The organism is Lactobacillus huangpiensis (assembly GCF_019972815.1).
Classification (GTDB): domain Bacteria; phylum Bacillota; class Bacilli; order Lactobacillales; family Lactobacillaceae; genus Lactobacillus; species Lactobacillus huangpiensis.
This window is the reverse complement of sequence record NZ_BPPA01000008.1, coordinates 37097-59342: the sequence shown is the minus strand read 5'-3', so window position 1 is coordinate 59342 and position 22246 is coordinate 37097. Positions and strand designations below refer to the sequence as shown.

The window sequence follows — 22246 nt, the reverse complement described above, 5'->3', positions numbered from 1 at the left end:
GTCAAATTGCACAAAAATAAATTCAGGTCTAATTTTTCATATAATCGAACTTGAATTAAACTTGAATTTTTGAGTAAGACAAATAAATTTATTTTTTAAGAATTTAGTACTTATGAAATTCACCGTCAGGAGTGTCATTACCGTGATCCTTTTCAGGCATAACAATTGCAGCAATAATATATAAAAGCAATCCTGTAAAGAATGAAAACAATATTAAGGCTCCGCCTCCAATCCTGGTCCATGCTTTATCCCAGCCAAAGTATTCCGCGACTCCGCCAAAGACACCGGAGACAATCTTATCCTCAGATTTTGTTAAACGTTTTTGCATGACAATACCTCCTTTTACTATAATTTTAATACAAAAAAATCATTTAAGTACAATTGAAAACATATTTTTAAAAATAAAAGTAGCCAAGTCTAAGTTTTTGAAAAATCACTTGCGAAATACCATTGATGCTGTTTACAGGAATAGCAATTTTTATACTAATATAAGCATTTAATTTTTGCTTATTTTTAGTTAAATTGAAGTTGCTTCAAGTAACTACTGTGACTGTCAATTAGCAAGTTCTAAATAATACGCTAGAAACGGGGAAAAATAATAAAAACAAAAGAGCTAGATCCTTAATGGACTAGCTCTTACTATCTTAATATGATGCCCCGAAAAAGATTCGAACTTTCACTTAGTTACCTAAACAGCGACCTGAACGCTGCGCGTCTGCCAATTCCGCCATCGGGGCTTATTATTTTTAGCACAGTAATAATCATACCAAAAATTTGGTAAAATGTAAGCATAAAACGTAAAATAATCCAAAAAATATCAGGGAAGGGAGAATCATACTTGAAAAAGAAAGCAAAAACCATCATTCTATTTTTTATCAGCTTTTTATTACTGGCACTTCCAGTTGACGTGAATGCTGCTTCAAAATTGCCTGATAATTTTGATCAAGATAAAGTAGCTATCGATGCTAAAGCAGCAATAGCAATTGATAGTAAGACTGGCCAATTATTGTATGGCAAAAATATTAATCAGCCATTGCCCATAGCTTCAATGACAAAACTGGTAACCGCATATTTAACCCTAAAGGCAATTGATCAGGAAAAAATCAATTGGAACACTAAGGTTACGCCTACTCGGCAAATTTTTGCCGTTGCCAGTAACAGAGAGTATTCAAACGTTCCCTTGCGTATGAAGCACACGTATACGATTAGACAATTGTATCAAGCAACTTTAATTGAATCCGCCAACGGAGCCGCAATGATGTTAGCAGAAGCAATTAGTGGTTCTCAGGTTGCGTTCGTTAAGCAAATGAGACAGCAGTTGCAAAAATGGGGCATTAAAGATGCTCGTATTTATACAACCTGCGGATTGCCCAACAAAAGCGTTGGTAATGATGCTTATCCTGGTGCAGGTAAAAATGATGAGAACATGTTGTCTGCCAAGGATATGGCTATTGTAGGCCAGAAATTAATACAGGATTATCCTGAAGTACTTAAGACTACTAAAATTGCTAAAATGGACTTTATTGACCAAAATATGGCAACGCCAATGAGCAATTTTAACTGGATGTTAAAAGGGATGCCGCAATATCATAAAAATCTAAAAATCGATGGTTTGAAAACAGGAACTACTGACGCTGCAGGTGCTTGTTTCATTGCCACTGCACCTTATCGTGGAGGGCGAATAATTACTGTGATAATGGGAGCGAAACATGTTACTAACACTGATCCTGCCCGTTTTATTCAAACAGCTAAACTGCTCAATTATGTTTATCAAAAATACGAGCCCTTAGTTTTTCAGCGTAATGAAGTAATTATTGGTCACACTAATATGGCAGTTCACAATGGACAAGCCAGGCAGATAAATATTGGTATCAAAAATAAAGCATTGATCTGGATACCACGAAATGGCTTTAAATTTCAGGTGGGTCTAACATCCAAAACTGTTGAAGCTCCAGTAGAAAAAGGGCAAAAAATCAACGCTTATTACTTTAAGATTGGCAAAAACAAAATTATTTCACTGCAAAGCCCTAATGGATTATTGTTGCCCGCCCATGCTTTAGAATCAACTAATAGAGTAAACATTTTTGTAAGGTTTTGGCGCTGGCTATTTGGAGGCTAATATGGCAGTAATTACAGAAGATATTTTGACCAAAGTAATAAAAAAAAGACCAAGTGACTCTCATAAGGGCAATTACGGTCGGATCTTATTAATAGGTGGCAGTGAAAACTATGGTGGTGCAATTATCATGGCCGCTGAGGCTGCACTTAATAGTGGTGCGGGACTCATTTCTGTGGCCACCCATGCGATGAATCTTGATGCACTGCATGCACGTAATCCTGAGGTCATGTTTATTGACTGGCGTGATCGGAATTTGGTAAATTTAATGAAAAAAATGGATGTTATCGTTTGTGGACCAGGTTTAGGATCCAGCACTTTTACTCGGCAATTAATGTCAACGATATGTCAAAATGTTTCTCAAAATCAAATATTGGTTTTGGATGCGAGTGCTTTGGACATGATTGGTCAGGATCCAAAGCTAATTCCAACTCACCCCGGTTTAGTGGTCATAACACCACATCAAATGGAATGGCAAAGATTGAGTCAAATTAGAATTTCATATCAGACTGACAGTGCGAATTCAAATGCTTTGAAAAAGATTTTTCCTACCCAAAATGCTATTTTGGTTTTAAAATCAAATCACACTCACATTTATACCAAAGCCGATCAGATTTTTGTAAATCCATTAGGCAATCCTGGCATGGCTACAGGTGGAATGGGAGATACCTTAGCTGGTATAATAGGTGGCTTTACAGCTCAATTTGGCAATAGTTTGGATTCTGTTCTGGCCGCAGTTTTTATTCATTCTTTGGCAGGCGATAAAATTGCTGAAAATAATTATGTAGTGCGACCGACCGAAATAAGCGCGATGTTGCCACAGCTAATGAATCAATATGCTAATTAGATATTTTACGTTGAAAATTTGGTTGGGAGAAAGGTTATAACATGAAGAAAAGTCTTTTAAAAATTCTTACTGCTTTTTGTGTTTTATTAATATGTGCTATTAGTCTGGCACGAATTTCAATGCCATCTCAGCCAGAAAAGAAAAATTCAGCTATGGAAGTAAAGAAAACTGCTGTTATTAAAACAGCGGCATCTTATCGACCGTATCAGGATCCAAAAGATTTACGTTCTCCCTTTAATTGGAAAAAGCCAAGTGAGACAAAGCCCTATCCTAAAATTAAGCATCTCGAAAATGACTTAACAATTAGAGTCTCCCTAAAGGGTAATCGAGTTTACATCTTGCGGGGTAATAAACGAGTGTACACCATGCTTGCAAGTGCTGGTTTGTTTAAAAAAGGTAAGTCATTGACACCAACAGGAAATTATAAAATTAAAAATGGTCGTGGAGACTCTTTTTATAATCCTGAATTAAATGAAGGTGCTAATAACTGGACTAGTTGGGACAAAGAAAATGTTTATCTTTTTCATTCCGTTCCTACGAAAGGCAATGGCAAATACAATATTAAAGAGGCTGAAAAGTTAGGTGTCAAGCCTGCCTCTCATGGCTGTATCAGATTAAGCGTACCTGATTCACGCTGGTTGGCTGAAAATATTCCAGTAGGTACCAAAGTAATTATCAAAAATAACTAAAAAATTTGGCTAAGCTTTCATTTCCTGTTATAATCTTTTGATGAAAGTGGTTAGGAGTAGTAGGCATTTTTCTAGAAAAGCGAGTTTGAGTTGGTGAAAGTCAAGCTGGAAAAATGACTGAAGGCGTGCCTAACTAATAATTTAGCAAATTTAATAAGCGGATACTTTGTATCAAATAGAGTGGTACCGCGGGTTATAACTCGTCTCTTCTTCAAATAATGAGGAAGAGACTTTTTTTGGCATTTAGGAGGAAAAATGGATTTTAAAGATAAGGTAGTTGACTTAATCGCTAGTCAGATTGACCTTTCCAAAGATCAAATCAATTCATTAATTGAAAGACCAAAAAATGAAAAAATGGGTGACTATGCTTTTCCAGCCTTTGCATTGGCAAAAATGCTGCATCAAAATCCTGTAGTTATTGCGCAAAATATTGCAGACAAACTAAAAAGCAGCGACTTTGCTTCAATTAAAGTTGTTGGACCCTACGTTAATTTTTCTATCAATCACAGCAAGTTGATTTCACAAACTCTCACAGAAATCTTGCAACAAAAAGAACATTATGGTGACCAAAAATTGGGAGAGGGGAATGTTCCTATTGATATGTCTAGCCCCAACATTGCAAAACCAATGTCGATGGGGCACTTAAGGTCAACAGTAATTGGCAATTCAATTGCCAAGACCCTGCAAAAAGTTGGTTACACACCAATTAAAATCAACTATTTAGGTGATTACGGTACACAATTTGGTAAATTAATAGCGGCCTACAAGCACTGGGGTGTGGAAGAAGACGTTAAAAAAGACCCGATCATGAATTTATTTAAATATTACGTCAAGTTCCATAAAGAAGCTGAAAAGCACCCTGAGCTTGAAGATGAAGGTCGCGCGTGGTTTAAGAAATTAGAAGAGGGTGATCCAGAAGCAGTTAAATTATGGCAGTGGTTCCGGGATGTTTCCTTGGCTGATTTCAACCGTATTTACAAAGAATTGGGTGTCACTTTTGATTCGTATAAAGGTGAGGCTTTCTTTAATGATAAAATGCAACCCGTGATTGATGAACTGAAAGAAAAAGGACTTTTGCATGAATCTCGCGGTGCACAAGTGGTTGACATGGGTGAAGATGAAAATCCAGCTTTGATTGTTAAATCAGATGGTACTAGCATCTACTTGACACGTGATCTGGCAGCTGCGATTTATCGTATGAAAACTTATCATTTTGTTAAAATGCTTTATGTGGTCGGCAACGAGCAGGCTCAGCATTTTGTAGAATTAAAATCTGTTTTGAAAAAAATGGGTTATGATTGGGCTGATGAAATTTACCATGTTCCTTTTGGATTGATTACTCAAAATGGTAAAAAATTATCTACTAGAAAAGGCAATGTGGTATTTCTTGATCAAGTTTTACAAGATGCCGTTAAACTAGCTCAAAAACAAATTGAGCAGAAAAATCCTGATTTGACCAATAAAGATCAAGTAGCTCATGATGTTGGAGTTGGCGCAGTTATTTTTCATGATTTAAAGAATGAAAGAACCGAAAACTTTGACTTTGACCTTGATGAAGTTGTTCGTTTTGAAGGTGACACAGGTCCATATGTGCAGTATACAAATGCTCGTGCACAAAGTGTTTTGCGCAAGGCAGCTGCTCAAGGTCACGAACCGCAATTAACAGATATAAAAATCGATGATGACTGGTCTTTTGGTGTTGCTAAGTCCCTTGCTGATTTTCCTCGTATCATTGCTCGCAGCAGTGATAAGTTTGAGCCGTCAGTTATTGCTAAGTTTGCTCTTGATTTAGCTAAGAAATTTAACAAGTATTATGCAAATGTTAAAGTTTTAGTAGATGATGATCAAATTAGTGCTCGATTGGCATTAGTCCAGGCAACTTCAATTGTTTTAACTGAATCTTTGCGTCTATTAGGTGTGAATGCTCCTAAAGAAATGTAAAAGTTTTAAATAATAACGTTTACATCAAATAAAAGATTGTTCAACGATTAATTAATACGATACAATATGACTGTAAGTTTAATAGGAGGTATATTTAATGGCATATTTAGATAATGGTAATCAAATCTTTAAAGATGCTCGTAAAAGCCATTATGCAGTAGGTGCTTATAACACTAACAACTTGGAATGGACACGTGCAATTTTGCAAGCAGCTGAGGAAACAAGAACCCCAGTTTTAATTCAGGTGTCAATGGGTGCAGCTAAGTACATGGGTGGCTATAAAGTTGCTAAGGACTTAGTTGAAGACGAAATTGATGCAATGGATATTTCTGTTCCAGTTGTATTGAACTTAGATCACGGTAGCTTTGAAGCTGCTAAAGAATGTATTGCTCTTGGTTACTCATCAGTTATGTTTGATGGTCATGCATTGCCAACTGAAGAGAACTTAGCTCAAACTAAAGAAATTGTTAAGTTGGCGCATGAACGTGGCATTTCAGTTGAGGCCGAAATCGGTAAAATTGGTGAAAATCAAGGTGCCGATGGTGGTGAACTTGCTTCTGTTGAAGACGCAAAAACTTTCGTAGCTGCAGGTGTTGACAAACTTGCTTGTGGTATTGGCAATATCCATGGTGTTTATCCAGAAGGCTGGAAAGGTTTAAACTTTGATCGTTTGAAGGAAATTGCTGATGCAGTTTCTGTTCCATTGGTATTACACGGTGGTTCAGGTATTCCTGAAGACCAAGTTAAGAAGGCTATTTCTCTCGGAATTTCTAAAGTTAACATTAACACTGAATTCCAATTAGCTTTCCAAGCTGCTACTCGTAAGTACTTTGAAGCACATAAGGATGAAGATAAAGACAACAAGGGTTACGATCCTCGTAAGCTTCTTCTTCCAGGCACAGAAGCAATTACAGCTTCAATGAAAGAAATGATCACTTGGCTTGGTACTCCATCAATTGATGACAAGATTAAGTCAGCTGGTTTTGACAAGAGTTCATTGAACTTGGAATAATTTAATAATTATAATATAAGAGAGATCAATCTGAATGATTGATCTCTCTTTGCTTTAACAGCTGGGGTTAAAAATCGACTGCAAACGGAAAACACCATTTTCATAGTCGTATTTTAAGACTGAACAGTTTTTAAAGTGATATTTGCGTTCAAAAGTATTATATTTTTCCCACTTTCTGTAAAAATTTGCTATAGCACCGGCGTGCGATACAATCAGAATATGTTGATAAAGAGATGATTCTGCAATACTGATAATCGCTTTATTGATTCTTGCGACTACCTGTTTTTGAGATTCGCCACCAAATTGCACAAAAAAGTCGTTATAAGGTAGTGGCGGATTTAAGTGTTCACCTTCTCCTTCGTATGTACCGAAATTCCACTCGCGTAAATCTTTGTGTGTTTTAAAAGGTAGATCGGTCACTATTTTTAAAGTATCTATTGCCCTTTCAGAAGTTGAACAATGTGCCTCTTCTAAATTGACTTTCTCATGCTCAAAATATTCTTTTTTCGTTGCTTTTGCTTGTTTGATTCCTAAAGAAGTTAAAGGTGAATCACAAAATCCCTGAATCTTATGTTGGACATTAAACAAAGTTTGTCCGTGACGCATTAGATAAACATATTTCATATTTTTACCTTCTTTGATATATATACATTTAATTGTAAACAAAAAGTTCATAAAAATCTAAATGAAATAAATTGACTTAAAGTTCAATTTAAGCGTTATACTCAAGAAAAGAAGTATGGAGGGATAAACATGATTTTTGAAGAAACATTTACACTTAATAATGGGGTAAAAATCCCTAAACTAGCATTAGGAACCTGGAAAATCCCAGATAACGAGGTAGCTTCGCCCGTGCAAACTGCCTTAAAAATGGGTTACAGGCATATTGATACTGCTCAGGCATATCATAACGAAAAAGGAGTTGGCCAGGGTATCAAAGATTCAGGTATTAGTCGTGACCAAATCTTTATTAATTCTAAAGTAGAGGCTGAAATCAAAAATTATCAAGAAGCTAAAAAGTCGATTGATGAAACCCTTACTCGTATGGATCTTGACTATTTAGATATGATGATTATTCACAATCCTCAACCTTGGAAGGAAGTTAACCAGTCAGATGATCGCCATTTTGAAGGAAATATAGAGACTTGGCGAGCATTAACAGATGCTATGAAAGAAGGAAAATTACGCGCAATTGGCGTTTCCAGTTTTCAGCCAGAGGATTTGCAGAATTTAATTGACAACAGTGATGTTAAACCAATGGTAAATCAAATTTTGTGTCATATTGGAGCAACACCAAAAAAGTTAATTGATTTTTGTCAAGAACATGACATTGTTGTGGAGTCATTTTCGCCAGTTGCTCACGGTGAGGCTCTGACGAACAATACTATTAAGAGTATGGCAGAAAAATATCAAGTTTCAGTTGCCCAGTTATGTATTCGATATGATTGGCAGCTCAATACAGTGGTTTTGCCAAAGTCTGTTAATCCAGAGCATATGAAGCAAAATGCAGAATTGAACTTTGAAATAAGTGATATAGACATGAAAACTTTGGAAAATATTCATAATTTTGATTATGGCTCTTCGAGTCATTTTCCAGTATTTGGAGGAAAAAGATAAAAAAGAGTGTTTCAAATCTTTTAAAGTGAACTTGAGCTTAAATTTTTCGAATAAGTTATCAGAATATAAAGTTAATTTATTGATTTAATTTGATAATAAAGACAATCAAAAACCTAACTTACCTTCTAAGCTGATTTATCAGTTTAGAAGGCTTTTTTGTTTAAAAAATTTAAATTAAGTCAATTTTTAACTAATAAAGTAACTTCTTGATAAGCTTATTTTTACTTACAATTAATATAAATGTCCGTTGTAGAAACAAACAACGGACACTTTTTAATTATTTAAGCGTTTACATAAGTAGCAAAATAAAAATATCAGGAGGTATGACCAGTGCATAAAGAAATTAGTCAAGAAATTATTGATTATCTCAAGCTTCACAATAAGTTCATTACTTCTGAAGAACTATCAAATGGTTTAAATGTTTCAAAAAAAACAATTGCTCGCCATATCAATAGTATCAACAAAAAATATTCTCAACCAATAATTGTTTCCCAAAGGGGGCGGGGCTATGAGCTAAATTATTCAAATTATCTAAATGTGGCAAATAGCAATGTCCATAATGATTCATCAACACAGCTCAGACAGGAGAACATGCTGGCAAAGTTGCTTTTTGCATCCCCCAACGATGTTAAAATTTATGACTTAGTTAACAGTTTGTATATCAGCGAACCTGTCTTGAGAAATGATGAAAAGCAAATCAGTAAAAGAATATGTAAGTGGAATTTAAAACTTGAAAGCAAACAAAGATCAGTAAAGATTACTGGCAATGAGAAAGACATCAGAAGTGCTTTGATGGAGGTAGTACTTCACATTAATAAGTCTACTGACATTGAAACTTTGCGGAAAAATACTTCTCAATTAGATCAAAAGGATTTTAATTTTGCTTTAAGCCAGGTCGAAATGGCACTGAGAGTTTTAAATGGCTCTTTACCTTATCCGTATAATATAAATTTTTTTGCTCATATTTACGTTCTTTTGATTAGGGCAAAAAAATTTAAGGCAATTGATAAGTCAATTTCTTTAGATACCAGTTTGCAAACAGAAATTAAAATGAATCCTGAAATTTTTAGCATTTGCAAAAGTATTGTATCAAACATGAAAAAGTATCTGGGCTTTAAAGGAGAAGAATTAGATTCCGAAGTGTATTACTTGTTTAAGTATCTGCTAACTTCTCGTTTTAATTCATTTGATGGCATTGTTCTTGATGATCGCGATTTGGCAGATCAGGTTACCGACTTTTTTATTTCCAAAGTTTCCGCTTATTTGCATTGCAGCTTTTCACCTTCTATAAAAGATGAAATTAAAAATCATGTTTTGGCCATGATCAGCAGGTTGAAAATGAAGATATCCTTACCAAATGCACTTTTAAAAGATATCAAACTAGAATATCCGCAAGTTTTTACCGCTACTAAAAAAGCTGCAACATTAGCAAGTCAAAAATTTAATTTACCGATTATCCCGGACGATGAAACTGGCTTTATCTGTTTGTACTTTGCTAAATATTATGAAGAAAATAATAAATCGAATGAGAAGATTAAGGCCTATGTGATTTGCACAACAGGTATTGGGACTTCTGGAATTATTTCTACCAAGATAAAAAACTCAATCCCTGAAATTGAAATTGTTGGGTTAGCTTCTAATTATAATATTGAAAATATTATCAAAAATAAGCCTGAAATTGAATTGCTAATTAGTACAGTTCCGATTAATTATCACGGAAAGATTCCTGTCGAATTAGTGAGTGCCTTTTTTACGAAAAAGGATGAGCAGAAAGTCAGAAATGTAGTAAGGAATATCATTAATGAACGAAGTTTTGCTTGATAGTTGTGATTTTGATGTAACAGATCAAAAAACGGCTTTTCAAATTATAGCTGATATAGTCGCTTCAAAAATGGATGTGAGCAAAAAAACAGTTTTAAAAAGTTTGTCAACGAGAGAAAAAATCGCTAACACGGCTTTGGTAAAGGGAATTGCCATTCCTCACATAATTTTAGAATCCGATTTTACGCCTTGGTTATTGATTCTAAAATCAAAAACTTTGATAGCTGATTGGGATTGTCTTGATGATTCCAAGGTTAATACGCTTATCTGTTTAGTAGTTCCTAAAATAATAAAAAAAACCAATAAAAGCTTTAAAAAAATAATTCAGATCATAGACAAGTTGGCTAACGACAGTGTCATTGCAAAAATAAACAAAGCTGAAAGAGCAACTGAAATTGTTCAGATTTTAAAAAGATAGGAGGTCAAAAAATTTGGCTGATAAAGAAATTAATATTGCGAAAGTCATTAATTTAAACTTGATTGACCTTCATTTAAATGGAAAAACTAAAAAAGATGTAATTAAAGAGCTCAGTACTCTTTTGAAAGAGGATGACGATATTACAAATACCCAGGACTTCATTGATGACGTATTTCTACGTGAAGAAGAAGGGGAAACTGGAATTGGTCAAGGGGTAGCAATTCCACACGGCAAATCAAAAGCCGTCAAAAATACTATGATAGCGATTGGTCTAAGTGATCATCCTATACCTTGGGAAACTTTAGATGATAAACCAGTTACAGCCGTAATTTTATTTGCAGTCAGGGATCAAGATGCGGATACGTTGCACCTAAAGCTTTTACAAAGAGTGGCAATTTTACTGTCTGATGATGATTTCATTGATAAGCTACATGCCGCCAAAAATAAGAAAAATGTTATTGATCTTTTGTGTGGAAACAAAGGGAGATGATTAATTATGAAAATAGTTTGTGTTTGTGCTTGCACATCTGGTATTGCCCATACTTATCTAGCAAAGGCAAAGTTGGAAAAGGCAGCCAAAGAATTGGGAGATGAAATTCACGTTGAAACCCAAGGAACAATCGGTACTGAAAATGCATTAACTCCTGAGCAAATTGCTGAGGCAGATGTAGCATTGCTGGCTGTTGATATTGCAACTACTGGCAACGAGCGCTTTAAAAATATTCCGACAGTAAAAGTAGGTACTTCACTGGTTGTAAAGGCTCCCAAACAATTGCTGGAAAGAATTGAAGAAGAAGTGAAAGAAAGAAAGAGTCAAAAGGAGTGATTTAAATGAATACATTTGTCACAGGTGCTAAAAAAGCTGGATCAGCCGTCAAAAAGCATCTGTTAACTTCCATTTCATACATGTTGCCATTAGTTGTGGCTTCTGGATTATTGATAGCCATAGGTAATCTGATGGGCGGTAAGCAGGTAACTAGCCTTGCACAAATGAACTTTCCTAATAGCATGACCACTTTAGGTGTGCTGGGAATGGGATTATTACCATCGTTCATCGCCGGTTATATTGGTTATTCAATTGCTGATAGACCGGGTATTGCGCCTGGATTTCTTGCAGGACAGATAGCTTCTTTTTTGGGAGCAGGTTTTCTTGGAGGTATCATTGGAGGATTTATAGCTGGTTATATTGCACTAGGTATTAGAAAAATTAAAGTACCTCGGTGGGCCAACGGACTGATGCCTATGTTAGTAGTACCAACTGTTACTGCAATTTTTACAGCTCTGATTATGTTTTTCCTATTAGGTCAACCATTAACTGCTGCCACGACCGCTCTTAATCACTTCATTACTGGCTTAGATCGGTCACAAAGAGCCTTATACGGTTTCTTAATTGGCTGGATTGGTTGTGCTGATTTTGGTGGAGCTATAAGCAAAATTCCAAACTTAATTTGTGATGGCTTATTACTTGATGGGATTAAAGGGCCTGAAGGAATTAAAGTCTTAGCTGCTATGGTGCCACCCATTGGTATTACTATGTCTTACTTTTTAGCCAAACTATTTCATAAAAATATTTATACCAAAAGAGAAATTGAAAATATTGAAGTAGCTTTTCCGATGGGATGTTGCATGATTACTGAGGGCGTTATTCCAATCGCAATGAACGACTTATTACGGACTTTGCCTTGTACTTGGATTGGTTGTGGAATTACAGGAATGATAAGTTATGGCTGGGGAAATGAAAGTTCAGTTCCTTCTGGCGGAATCTTTGTTATTCCAGCAATGTCTAAGCCTATGATTGCCGTAATTGCTTTATTGGCAGGTTCATTAGTAACAGGTATATTATTGGCAATTATTAAAAAGCCATTGACTGATAAAGAGGTAAATGAAATACAAGACGGGAGTCAAGATGATGAAAAAGATGTTGACCTTTCGGGTGTGAATTTACAATAAAAAACTTAGAGGAAGTGATGCAGAATTTAATTTAAAAAAGTTAATTTAATTTAATGTAATGTAATTAGTAGACGAGGAGAAAAAATGACCTTAGTAAATATGAATCAGCTGCTTGAGGTAGCAAGAAAAAACAATTTTGCAGTAGGAGCATATAATGTTTCAAACTTGGAATTAATGAGAACTTCAATTGAACAATGTGAATCTGATTATGCACCTGCGATTATTATGATCCACCCAACAGAATTAAGATATTGCAAAGATGATTTTATTAGCTATGTTTTAACTCGTATTCGTGACAGTAAAATTCCAGTAGCACTCCATCTTGACCATGGTGATTCTGTGGATAGTGCAGCTAGAGCAATTCATGATGGCTTTAGTTCAGTAATGATTGATATGTCGGCTGAAGATTGGGATACAAATGTTGCTCTAACTAAAGAAACAGTAACAATGGCTCACAGAGTTGGTGTTTCTGTTGAAGGTGAAGTTGGTACTATTGGTCAGACTGGAGTTCATATTGAGGGACACAAAAAAGAAGGCATTTATACCACATCTGAAGAAGCACAAAGATTTGTAGAGGAAACTGGTGTAGATACTTTGGCTGTTGGTATTGGAACTAGTCACGGCATTTACCCTGCTGATGTTACTCCTAAAATCAGAATTGATATTTTACAAAAGATAGTTCAGGCAGTTCCTGATACACCTCTAGTCTTGCATGGTGGTTCTTCAAATCCAGATGAGCAGATTGCTGAAGCAGTGAAGAATGGAATTAGCAAAGTTAATATTTCATCGGATTATAAACATGCTTTCTTCGAAAAGACTCGTGAAATCTTATCCGAAAATGATGGCTGGGATCCAAATAATTTATTCCCTGAAGCCATTGAAGCAGGTAAAAAGGTAGTTCATCATAAAAATAAGGTATTTAATTCAATTGGAAAAGCTAAACTATATGAAGGTATTGATCCTTGGAGATCAGATAAAATTTAAATTTTAGTATTAACAATTGTAGAGGGTCTACAACATTGAAATTTTGTTTCAAAAGTTTGTAGACTTTTTTTCTGTGTAGTCGCAAAGCTATATATTATTTTGATATTTACCTGGAAAAAATAGCAGTATAATATATTTTATATTATTAAATTAAAAAGATATATTTAAGGAGATAATTGAAGTGCGTGAAGAGTTAAGGTTTTTGAATTGCATCGACCATGAGGTGCCAATACAAGTTGATATTCCAAATGAAGGAGAAAAATTTCCTGCTGTATTGATGATCCATGGTTTCATGTCTTCCAGGAATAATGATAATCATATGTTAGCAAGAATTAGCAAAAAAATTGTAGAGGCCGGGATCGTTGCAGCGAGAATTGACTTGTGCAGTATGGGAGAGAACCTTTATTCAAGAGAAAATTATGGCATGAAAGTGATGACGGATGAGGTTAAAGCGAGTTTTAAATATTTGCAGTCTTTACCATATGTTGAAGAAAATAACGTTGGACTTTTAGGTCATAGCCTTGGTGGTCGCTTAGTATTTACTTGTTCGAGGTTACCAGCAAAAATTATAGTTTCTCTAAATGGCGCTATCAATACTTCTGAGCCTCTTGAAATGGCATATGATAAATTTCAAATGGATAATTTAGGTTACTGCATTGTTCATACCAGTAGCGGTGGTGTTGAACTGGTATATCATAGGTTCTTTGATGAATTGAAAACAACTTTGAATGACAACATTAAAAATTTTAAAAATCCAATTTTAGTTGAAGTATGTACCAGCGATCCCACTTTGGATCCAAATATCAGTCTGAATTTTATTAAAAACTGTCACATGGATAACGTAGATTCGTTTACTGTTGAAAATGCGAACCATACTTACAATGTTGAAACTGGTGATTTTACCAAACTTAATGAAGTTATTGGTAAGGTCGTGCCTTGGATTAGTTCGCATATAAAATAAAAAACCAGTCTTTTGTAAGACTGATCTGTTAAAAATAATTTTGAGCTAAACTTTAATTATTAAAGTTTAGCTTTTTATTTATAACTTTGTGAAAGTAGTTGGTTCATTAAGTGCGCGCTCTGTCCAAAGCAAAACTTGATTTTGATGAATTTCAATTGGTAAAAGCTCATGCTGATACAATCTTTCTTCCACATACATTTTACCTTTTTCATTAACAATAACAGGATAATCCCACTTGCCAATTGTAACTGTTAAATTACCATCTTTTTCATTTAGCGTAATTAAGCCGTAGCCTGGGTTTTCATAATCTCCTAAAAGATTATCTTTAGCCGCAAAATTTTCGGGTGATTTTCCTTTAAGATTGGCAATGTTTTCTTCACGGGTTGCTAATTTTTGATCAACGATCTGTTTGATTTTGCTAGTCCAATCCGTATCCGAAATACCTAAAGTATCATCTATGGTTTGATATGCCAATGCAAAAATTGCATCTGTTGAATCCATATTTGTGGTTGAAACAAAAGCTAAATCAAGATCTGGAACAAAGCCCATGAAAGAGCAGTAACCAATGTATGAACCACTATGGTAAAAGTATTTGTGTCCGCGGTAATCTTCCATCATCATACCTAAACCATAAGCACCAAAATTAGCACCACCGTAGGCACGGCTTGGAGCCATAATAGATTGAGGCAAAAAGTGTTCAGCTATTGCGTTGTTTTTGTTTTCTTTTTGCAATTTTAACTGGTATTCAGCCCAGGTAAGCAAATCCGAAATAGATGAGAGCATACTGCTGGCACCACCAACTTTACCAGGTGCAATAAAAGGAACCTCTTCTGTAATTCCATTGTCTCTAATATATGGTTTAACTATATCTTCTCTTGGTGCTTCATGATGGTTAATATAAGTTCTAGTTAACTTAAGGGGTTCGAGTAAATGCTGGTGCTCATAGGTACCGTAATCTTCACCAATTGCTTGTTCAAAAGCATAGGTGGCTAAAGCAAAGACCAGGTTGCTGTATTGCATTTTATAACGTAATTCATGGTTAGGCTTTAAATGACCAACGTGTTCAGCTTTTTCTTTTAAAGAAAGGTCATGCTTGTTCATATTAGTAAAACGCATCAGATCGTGAGCTGGTAAGCCACTTTGATGACTAAGGGCGTCCCTCCATGTTAAATGATCTTCAGCATATTTATCTTCTAGCTTAAGCTCAGGCCAAGACTTTTTTAAAGGATCATCTAGATTTATCTTACCTTCATCAGCCAATTGACAAACGGCAGTAGCAAAAAATGTTTTGGAAATTGAAGCTAAAGGATAAAGATTGTCTTGCTCAGCTTGACCATATACATGACTAAAGCTTTCACCTTTGTGATAAACACCAATTCCTAAACTGGGTAAATTAAAAGTATTAATAGCTTTTTGAGCTAAATCGGCAATTTTTTGCTTGTTCATATTCACTTTCTAACTCTTTCTATATTTATTTTTTCCATATTAAAATTATACAGAAGCATTTGTTATTTTACACTAAATAAAAATTCTTTTAAATACTCCTTTAAAATATATGATTATACGATTTGACATAAATGAAAAATTTATTAGTAATATGAATAAAATATAATGAAATGAGTGATTTTTATGAAAAAAAGAAGTAAGCTTGCTTCTGCTGGCATTTTGAGTCTAGCCACCATAACACTGGCAGCCTGTGCTAAAAGTGCTAACAATAGTGATGACACTAAGACAGTGAAAAAATTTCCTGTTGAAGCTCCTAAAAAGAATGTTAAAGATGGTGGAACTGTGAAAGTTGCAGTTGTTACAGATACACCCTTTTCAGGTATTTTTTCACAAGAACTTTCCTCTGAAGACCTTGACTCAATGGTTGCAGCTCCCGGTCAAGAAACTTTATTCGATAGTGATGATCAATATGGTGTCACTGATAAAGGTCCAGCTACACGTAAATTAGATCCTAAAAATAAGACGATCACAATCAATATTAAAAAGGGCGTTAGATGGTCTGACGGTAAACAGGTAGTTGCCAAAGATTTCGAATATGCGTATGAGATTTTGGCTAACAAAGATACAGCTTGTCCGCGGTATAGCAGTCAGTTTGAAGTCTTAAAGGGCTTAAAAGAATATCACGAAGGCAAAGCTAAAACTATTTCTGGAATTGAAATGCCTGATGGAGAAAATGGCCGTAAAGTTGTTTTACACTGCTCAGCTTTAAATCCAAGTATGTCAAATGCAGGAAGTCGTTCGCTTTGGGAAGCAGTTGAACCTTATCATTATTTAAAAGATATTCCTTTTGCTAAATTAAAGTCTTCAGATAAGATCAGGAAAAATCCGTTATTTTTCGGACCGTTTAGGATTGAAAAACTAGTTAGAGGGCAATCTGCAACCTGGGTACCGAACAAATATTACTGGAGAGGGAAACCAAAATTAGATAAAGTTGTTATTTCAGTGGTATCTCCTAATTCTGCTTCTCAAGCAATTAAAAGTCATAAATTTGATATTATTCCTGTAATTAATACCCAGTGGCCACAAGTTAAAAATACCAAAAACGTGAACTTCATTGCCCAAATCCCAATTGCTTATCATTATTTAGGCTTTAAAGTAGGAAAATGGGATGCTGAGAAGAGCAAGAATGTTATGAATCCTAATGCTAAGATGAATAATAAGGCTTTAAGGCAGGCAATAGGTTATGCTATGAATGTTGATGCGGTTAATAAGCGTTATACATATGGTTTAACATTTAGAGTAAAAACTTTGGTTCCAGAAAAGTTTGGTGATTACTTTGATAAAACTGAGAAAGGATATAATTACGACTTAAAAAAGGCAAATCAAATTCTGGATAAAGCGGGTTACAAGAAAAAAGGAAAGTGGCGCGTTCAGCCGAATGGCAAACCTTTGGTAATTCATTTTGCAGCTATGAGTGGAGATACTACTCAGGAGCCAATAGTTCAAAACTACTTGCAACAATGGCATAAAGTTGGACTTAATGTACAATTGTCCACGGGTCGTTTAATTGAACACAATTCTTTCTATGATAAATTACAACATGATAATAAAGGCGTCGACATGTATCTGGCTGGTTGGTCAACACCTACTGAACCTTCTCCACATCCATATTATAGTGAATCAGCACCTTTTAACATGACAAGATTTGTAACTGCAAAAAATAATAAGCTTTTAGATGAAATAAATTCTCAAAAGGCTTTTAATCATGACTATCGGGTTAAAAAATTTCATGAATGGCAAAGATATATGAATGACGAAGCTTATATTATTCCAGTTGATAATTCCTATCAAATCTTTGCAGTTAATGACAAGATTTCCGGCTATTCGCTTAAGCCGTCAAAACAAAATAATAATCATCCTTTGTGGAATGAAGTAGGTTTTACTAAATAGAAAGAAGCTGTAAATTTCAATGAGAACTGGAACAAAAATTATAACTTTAGATAATGGCTATCATTTGTGGACAAGTACCCAAGGTGAAGGTGATATTCATTTATTGGCACTTCATGGAGGTCCAGGAGGAAATCATGAATATTGGGAAGATGCTGCTGACCAATTAGCAAAGCAGGGACTACATGTTCAAGTTACTATGTATGATCAGTTAGGCTCTCTTTATTCAGATCAACCGGATTATGATAATCCTGAAATTGCAGCCAAATACTTAACTTATGAATACTTCCTTGATGAAGTTGATGAAGTTCGTGCCAAACTTGGTCTTGATAATTGCTACTTGATTGGACAAAGTTGGGGTGGCCTGCTTGCACAAGAATATGCAGTGAAATATGGTCAACACCTAAAAGGGACTATTATTTCTTCCATGGTTGATGATACTGATGACTATATTGAGTCAATTAACCGTCGTAGACAAGAAATTTTCCCGCAATCAGAAATAGATTTTATGCGTGATTGTGAAGAAAACAATGACTATGACAATAAACGCTACCAAGAGGATATTCAAATATTAAATATTAACTTTCTTGATCGGCGACAGCCATGCAAGCTATATCATATTAAGCGTATTGGTGGTTTGCCTGTTTACCATGCCTTTCAAGGTGATAATGAATTTGTAGTAACAGGTAAATTAAAAGATTGGCATTTTAGAAAGTACTTAAAGCAAATAAAAATGCCTACCCTTTTGACTTTTGGTGAAGAAGATACTATGCCTTTAGAGACTGCAAAGATTATGCAACGTGAAATTCCTAACTCACGCTTAGTTACTACACCGAATGCAGGACATCATCACATGGTTGATAATCCTGATGTTTATTATAAGCATGTAGCAGATTTTATTCGTGAAGTAGAAGCTGGTACTTTCGTGGGTGATTAAATTATCAGAAAACTTAGTAAATAGCTTTTGTTTAATTAGAATTTATTAAAAATTGTTGGATAAATAGGTTAACAGTATTATTTATTAGCAAAATTACTTGATTTGAATCTTCAAGTACTACATTATAGAATTTTTAATTAAATAAAGAAGATCGTTGGTCATTTGACAAACGGTCTTTTTAATTTTGCAGTAGAGGAATATCTTTATACGGTAATTTTACTTTCAGTTTGTCTAATGTGAAGGGAACTTTCAGAGAAATTTGATACGCAGTTAAATGCAAAAATTGTTCATTTTTAAAGTTGGGGTTATACAGTGGATCTCCCACAATTGGGCAGTCAATCGCAGCCAAATGAACCCGAATTTGGTGCGTCCTTCCTGTTTCTAGTTCTAATTTAACTAAAGCAGTATTGTTGTCTAAATACTTTAAAATCTGATAATGTGTGATTGACTTTAGACCATTGCTTATTATTTTGCGTTTGCGCTGATCAAGTGGGTCATGGCCAATTGGCAAATCGATTGTTCCTCTGTTAGCTATCGATTCATTAATACTAATCACAGCTAAATACTCGCGCTGAAAAAGTTTACTGGTTAATTCGCGATTTAAAATAGGAACAACAGCCGGGTTTTTGGCAACCAGTAGCAGACCACTGGTTAACATGTCTAGCCGATGTACGATAAAAGGGGAAAATCCTAAATAGGTGGCACAATCATTCAAAGCTGTGTTAGTTTCATTTGAATTAGGATGCGTCTTTTGCCCTGCAGGTTTATTTATGATTAAGAGATTGTCATTTTCGTAAATAACCTCCGGAATTTTACCACTTTCTGGATAAATATGTTGCTTGCTTTCAACGTGATCGAGCCATAGTTCAACTTTATCATTTGGCTTTACTTTTTGATTAAAATGATAATAACTACCATTAATCTGTACTTTACGTTCAACGCGTAAAAAATGACGCCATTTTCTGGGAACCAGTAATAGACGTAATAAATTATTTACAGAACATGGATTGAGATTTTTAGGAAAGTTAAAGGTAAAATAATAGCTCATAAATATTTGTTAAATCTTTTTGAAAATAAAGGTAATTTCCTTTAATATGGTACAATTTTAGTTGTTTCTAAAGGAGCAGATAAAATGGAAAACAATGAACCAAAGAAAAACGGGATAGGTGGCCTATGGCACCGTTTTGATAACCGTTTTTTTATCGGTCGCTGGATCATTTTGATTTTGCTTACCGTGATGTTATTGGTTTGTACTTATTATACCGTTAAAGTTAAAACTTCAAACATATCAAATTTAAAGGCATCATTATCAGCTACAACTGGTATTTACGATTATAGAAGCCAAAAATCTGGTTCACTATACTCACAAAAAGGCACCTATGTTGGCTATAATAAAATTTCACCTAATGTAAAAAATGCAGTTATATCAACAGAAGATCGTACTTTCTGGAAGAACCCAGGCTTTAGTATCAAAGGCATGGGCAGAGCTGCTTTAGGCTTGGTTCTTAATCGTGGTCAAATATCTGGTGGTGGTTCGACTATCACACAACAATTGGCTAAAAATGCTTTGTTGACTCAAAAGCAAACATTCTCTCGTAAAGTTGAAGAGCTTTTCTTTGCTGTCGAGATAAATCACGTTTATTCTAAAAAAGACATATTGACTATGTACCTTAATAAAGCTTATTTTGGCAATGGTGTATGGGGCGTTGAAGATGCCAGTCAAAAGTATTTTGGCAAGAATGCCAGTCAGTTGACAATCGGAGAAGGAGCAACTTTAGCCGGTATTTTGCGTAATCCAAGTAAATATAACCCAATTGACCATATGTCCTATGCTTTGTCTCGGAGAAACCTGATTTTAAATCTAATGGTTGATAATAAAAAATTATCAAGTTCCAGGGCGAAAAGTGAGCAAAAAATTGGTTTAACTTTACATGATACTTATCATAATAAAGATGGGTATCGTTACCCTTATTTCTTTGACGCAGTAGTTGATGAAGCAATTAATCGCTATGGTCTAAAAGAAGAAGACGTAATGAATAAGGGATTGAAGATATATACAACCCTTAATCAAAATTATCAAAGTCAGCTGCAGCAAAAATTTGACCAAGGTTATCTGTTCCCGCAAAACGCAACTGATGGTACTAAACCTCAAGGCGCATCAGTGGTAATGGACCCTACAACAGGTGCAGTTAGAGCAGTAGTAGGTGGTCGAGGCAAACATGTTTTCCGTGGCTATAACCGTGCGACTCAAATGAAAAGACAGCCAGGCTCTTCAATTAAGCCGATAGTTTCTTATGCTCCAGCACTTCAACAAGGTTATCACTATGATTCACAGCTTTCTAATAAACTGCAGCGTTTTGGTAAGAATGGTTATCAACCGCATAACGTTGACAATGGCTATTCTGATAAAATCCCGATGTATTCTGCCTTGGCGCAGAGCAAAAATGTTCCTGCAGTTTGGCTATTAGATCGAATAGGGGTATCTAAGGGAGTTCAATCAGCTAATAATTTTGGTATCAAGGTGCCAAAAGAAGACCAAAATCTTGCTTTAGCTTTAGGTGGGCTATCAACAGGTGTTTCACCAATCCAAATGGCTCGAGCATATTCAGCTTTTGCCAATAAGGGAAATTTGCCTAATAACTCTTATTTCATCACTAAGATTACTGATGCTAGTGGGAATGTGATTGCTGAAAATCATGATACAGGCACGCATCGGATTATCTCTGAAAATACCGCTAAAGAAATGACTACCATGTTATTGGGAGTTTTTGCAGGCGGAACTGGAACATCGGCTCAACCAGCCGGTTATCGGGTTGCGGGTAAAACTGGGTCAACTGAAGTACCAAACTCTTATGGCTTTGGTACTAAAGATCAGTGGATCGTTGGTTATACTCCTGACGTTGTGGTAGCTACTTGGGTTGGCTTTGACCGTACTAATCAGCAGCACTTCATGCATGGAGTTTCAGAAACTGGTATTACCAGATTATACAAAGCTGAAATGGAAGCAATTTTGCCATATACTGCTCAAAATCAATTTAAAGAACAAGCACCAAAGCAAATTATTCAAAGTAACGGTGCTGGTTCTGATTGGACAAAGGGCTTTGGTGATAAAATCGAAAAAGGCTTAGGTTCAGCAGGAGAAAAAATTAATGAATGGTATAATGACATTAAAGGACTTTTAGGTCATTAATTAGGAGGAAAAATATGATTAATATTTATGATTCAGCAAATCAAGTAGCAACCGATTTGCAAAAGCTTGACGAATTTAAGGCTTTAAGTGATGCCGTTGCTGCAGTTAAAAACAATGAAGAAAGTGCAGCTTTGTTCAAACAGATGGATGAAATGCAAACAAAAATTATTAATTCACAGTCTGAGGGAAGAGATTTTCCTAAGGATCTAGAAGAGGATTATAAAAAATTAAATGAAAAAGTGCAAAAAAATGCACAAATATTAAAACTCTTGCAGGCTGAACAAAGTATGTATAAAACAATTGACGACGTTCAAAAAGCAATTACTAAGCCAATTAATGACCTTTATGATGGTCTTAGGAATAAATAATA

Annotated in this window: 21 protein-coding genes and 1 tRNA gene; 17 read left to right on the top strand and 5 right to left on the bottom strand. The window is 35.1% G+C overall.

Annotation, left to right across the window (positions count from 1 at the left end):
* Positions 1 to 103: 103 nt before the first annotated feature.
* Positions 104 to 328, bottom strand: a complete 225-nt coding sequence (locus LDM90_RS07245; protein WP_045928355.1) for a PspC domain-containing protein — start codon at positions 326 to 328, stop codon at positions 104 to 106.
* A gap of 325 nt (positions 329 to 653) precedes the next feature.
* Positions 654 to 737: transfer RNA gene (locus tag LDM90_RS07240), tRNA-Leu, on the bottom strand.
* 101 nt (positions 738 to 838) lie between these two features.
* On the opposite strand from LDM90_RS07240, the gene LDM90_RS07235 reads away from it, so the two are divergent.
* The 5 genes from LDM90_RS07235 (at position 839) to fba (ending at position 6605) form a co-directional block, all read left to right on the top strand.
* Complete coding sequence (locus LDM90_RS07235; RefSeq protein ID WP_223897213.1) at positions 839 to 2119, top strand: serine hydrolase; 1281 nt, start codon at positions 839 to 841, stop codon at positions 2117 to 2119.
* A gap of 1 nt (position 2120) precedes the next feature.
* The gene (locus tag LDM90_RS07230) at positions 2121 to 2963 is read left to right on the top strand and encodes an NAD(P)H-hydrate dehydratase (RefSeq protein WP_223897211.1); all 843 of its coding nucleotides are present in this window, start codon (positions 2121 to 2123) and stop codon (positions 2961 to 2963) included.
* Between the two features lie 41 nt (positions 2964 to 3004).
* A complete protein-coding gene (locus LDM90_RS07225; RefSeq protein ID WP_034980052.1) occupies positions 3005 to 3652 on the top strand; it encodes a L,D-transpeptidase in 648 nt (215 codons plus the stop codon).
* 255 nt (positions 3653 to 3907) lie between these two features.
* A complete protein-coding gene (gene argS / locus LDM90_RS07220) occupies positions 3908 to 5593 on the top strand; it encodes an arginine--tRNA ligase (protein ID WP_223897205.1) in 1686 nt (561 codons plus the stop codon).
* Positions 5594 to 5690: 97 nt separating this feature from the next.
* Positions 5691 to 6605 (top strand): class II fructose-1,6-bisphosphate aldolase, encoded by a 915-nt coding sequence (gene fba, locus LDM90_RS07215; RefSeq protein ID WP_223897204.1) that lies wholly within the window; start codon positions 5691 to 5693, stop codon positions 6603 to 6605.
* 54 nt (positions 6606 to 6659) lie between these two features.
* Here fba and LDM90_RS07210 read toward each other — a convergent pair whose 3' ends face one another.
* A complete protein-coding gene (locus tag LDM90_RS07210) occupies positions 6660 to 7229 on the bottom strand; it encodes a histidine phosphatase family protein (protein WP_223897201.1) in 570 nt (189 codons plus the stop codon).
* A gap of 129 nt (positions 7230 to 7358) precedes the next feature.
* Here LDM90_RS07210 and LDM90_RS07205 point away from each other — a divergent pair, with 129 nt between their 5' ends.
* The 8 genes from LDM90_RS07205 to LDM90_RS07170 all read left to right on the top strand — a co-directional run bounded on the left by LDM90_RS07205 (position 7359) and on the right by LDM90_RS07170 (position 14356).
* Entirely contained in the window at positions 7359 to 8222 is an 864-nt protein-coding gene (locus LDM90_RS07205; protein WP_223898745.1) for an aldo/keto reductase, read from the top strand.
* Between the two features lie 330 nt (positions 8223 to 8552).
* Positions 8553 to 10043, top strand: coding sequence for a BglG family transcription antiterminator (locus LDM90_RS07200; protein ID WP_223897197.1), 1491 nt, complete (start codon positions 8553 to 8555; stop codon positions 10041 to 10043).
* Positions 10024 to 10461 carry a PTS sugar transporter subunit IIA gene (locus LDM90_RS07195; RefSeq protein WP_223897195.1) on the top strand — a complete coding sequence of 146 codons (438 nt, stop codon included), beginning with the start codon at positions 10024 to 10026 and terminating at the stop codon, positions 10459 to 10461. Before LDM90_RS07200 ends, LDM90_RS07195 begins: the two co-directional genes overlap by 20 nt.
* Positions 10462 to 10474: 13 nt before the next feature.
* Positions 10475 to 10951 carry a PTS sugar transporter subunit IIA gene (locus LDM90_RS07190; RefSeq protein ID WP_034980067.1) on the top strand — a complete coding sequence of 159 codons (477 nt, stop codon included), beginning with the start codon at positions 10475 to 10477 and terminating at the stop codon, positions 10949 to 10951.
* 6 nt (positions 10952 to 10957) lie between these two features.
* Positions 10958 to 11287 carry a PTS fructose transporter subunit IIB gene (locus LDM90_RS07185; protein ID WP_223897193.1) on the top strand — a complete coding sequence of 110 codons (330 nt, stop codon included), beginning with the start codon at positions 10958 to 10960 and terminating at the stop codon, positions 11285 to 11287.
* Between the two features lie 5 nt (positions 11288 to 11292).
* Positions 11293 to 12411 (top strand): PTS fructose transporter subunit IIC, encoded by a 1119-nt coding sequence (locus LDM90_RS07180; protein WP_223897192.1) that lies wholly within the window; start codon positions 11293 to 11295, stop codon positions 12409 to 12411.
* Between the two features lie 84 nt (positions 12412 to 12495).
* Positions 12496 to 13395 carry a ketose-bisphosphate aldolase gene (locus LDM90_RS07175; protein WP_223897190.1) on the top strand — a complete coding sequence of 300 codons (900 nt, stop codon included), beginning with the start codon at positions 12496 to 12498 and terminating at the stop codon, positions 13393 to 13395.
* Between the two features lie 181 nt (positions 13396 to 13576).
* Complete coding sequence (locus LDM90_RS07170) at positions 13577 to 14356, top strand: alpha/beta hydrolase (RefSeq protein ID WP_223897188.1); 780 nt, start codon at positions 13577 to 13579, stop codon at positions 14354 to 14356.
* Between the two features lie 78 nt (positions 14357 to 14434).
* Here the strand turns inward: LDM90_RS07170 and LDM90_RS07165 are convergent, their stop codons facing one another.
* The gene (locus tag LDM90_RS07165; RefSeq protein ID WP_223897186.1) at positions 14435 to 15802 is read right to left on the bottom strand and encodes a serine hydrolase domain-containing protein; all 1368 of its coding nucleotides are present in this window, start codon (positions 15800 to 15802) and stop codon (positions 14435 to 14437) included.
* 183 nt (positions 15803 to 15985) lie between these two features.
* Here LDM90_RS07165 and LDM90_RS07160 point away from each other — a divergent pair, with 183 nt between their 5' ends.
* Positions 15986 to 17752 (top strand): oligopeptide ABC transporter substrate-binding protein, encoded by a 1767-nt coding sequence (locus tag LDM90_RS07160; RefSeq protein ID WP_223897184.1) that lies wholly within the window; start codon positions 15986 to 15988, stop codon positions 17750 to 17752.
* Positions 17753 to 17771: 19 nt separating this feature from the next.
* On the top strand, positions 17772 to 18686 hold the full coding sequence (locus LDM90_RS07155) for a proline-specific peptidase family protein (protein WP_223897182.1): 915 nt from the start codon (positions 17772 to 17774) through the stop codon (positions 18684 to 18686).
* A 178-nt stretch (positions 18687 to 18864) separates the two neighbouring features.
* On the opposite strand, the gene LDM90_RS07150 is transcribed toward LDM90_RS07155, so the two are convergent.
* Complete coding sequence (locus LDM90_RS07150; RefSeq protein WP_223897180.1) at positions 18865 to 19734, bottom strand: RluA family pseudouridine synthase; 870 nt, start codon at positions 19732 to 19734, stop codon at positions 18865 to 18867.
* A gap of 84 nt (positions 19735 to 19818) precedes the next feature.
* Here LDM90_RS07150 and LDM90_RS07145 point away from each other — a divergent pair, with 84 nt between their 5' ends.
* Positions 19819 to 21876: a PBP1A family penicillin-binding protein gene (locus tag LDM90_RS07145; protein WP_223897178.1), complete on the top strand. Its 2058-nt coding sequence runs from the start codon at positions 19819 to 19821 to the stop codon at positions 21874 to 21876.
* A gap of 14 nt (positions 21877 to 21890) precedes the next feature.
* Positions 21891 to 22244 (top strand): YlbF family regulator, encoded by a 354-nt coding sequence (locus tag LDM90_RS07140; RefSeq protein ID WP_223897176.1) that lies wholly within the window; start codon positions 21891 to 21893, stop codon positions 22242 to 22244.
* Positions 22245 to 22246: the final 2 nt, after the last annotated feature.

Coding starts and splice junctions, on each gene's coding strand:
- LDM90_RS07245 (WP_045928355.1), bottom strand. CDS start 328: ATGCAAAAACGTTTAACAAAATCTGAGGATAAGATTGTCTCCGGTGTC.
- LDM90_RS07230 (WP_223897211.1), top strand. CDS start 2,121: ATGGCAGTAATTACAGAAGATATTTTGACCAAAGTAATAAAAAAAAGA.
- LDM90_RS07225 (WP_034980052.1), top strand. CDS start 3,005: ATGAAGAAAAGTCTTTTAAAAATTCTTACTGCTTTTTGTGTTTTATTA.
- argS (WP_223897205.1), top strand. CDS start 3,908: ATGGATTTTAAAGATAAGGTAGTTGACTTAATCGCTAGTCAGATTGAC.
- fba (WP_223897204.1), top strand. CDS start 5,691: ATGGCATATTTAGATAATGGTAATCAAATCTTTAAAGATGCTCGTAAA.
- LDM90_RS07210 (WP_223897201.1), bottom strand. CDS start 7,229: ATGAAATATGTTTATCTAATGCGTCACGGACAAACTTTGTTTAATGTC.
- LDM90_RS07205 (WP_223898745.1), top strand. CDS start 7,359: ATGATTTTTGAAGAAACATTTACACTTAATAATGGGGTAAAAATCCCT.
- LDM90_RS07195 (WP_223897195.1), top strand. CDS start 10,024: ATGAACGAAGTTTTGCTTGATAGTTGTGATTTTGATGTAACAGATCAA.
- LDM90_RS07185 (WP_223897193.1), top strand. CDS start 10,958: ATGAAAATAGTTTGTGTTTGTGCTTGCACATCTGGTATTGCCCATACT.
- LDM90_RS07180 (WP_223897192.1), top strand. CDS start 11,293: ATGAATACATTTGTCACAGGTGCTAAAAAAGCTGGATCAGCCGTCAAA.
- LDM90_RS07175 (WP_223897190.1), top strand. CDS start 12,496: ATGACCTTAGTAAATATGAATCAGCTGCTTGAGGTAGCAAGAAAAAAC.
- LDM90_RS07165 (WP_223897186.1), bottom strand. CDS start 15,802: ATGAACAAGCAAAAAATTGCCGATTTAGCTCAAAAAGCTATTAATACT.
- LDM90_RS07160 (WP_223897184.1), top strand. CDS start 15,986: ATGAAAAAAAGAAGTAAGCTTGCTTCTGCTGGCATTTTGAGTCTAGCC.
- LDM90_RS07155 (WP_223897182.1), top strand. CDS start 17,772: ATGAGAACTGGAACAAAAATTATAACTTTAGATAATGGCTATCATTTG.
- LDM90_RS07150 (WP_223897180.1), bottom strand. CDS start 19,734: ATGAGCTATTATTTTACCTTTAACTTTCCTAAAAATCTCAATCCATGT.
- LDM90_RS07145 (WP_223897178.1), top strand. CDS start 19,819: ATGGAAAACAATGAACCAAAGAAAAACGGGATAGGTGGCCTATGGCAC.
- LDM90_RS07140 (WP_223897176.1), top strand. CDS start 21,891: ATGATTAATATTTATGATTCAGCAAATCAAGTAGCAACCGATTTGCAA.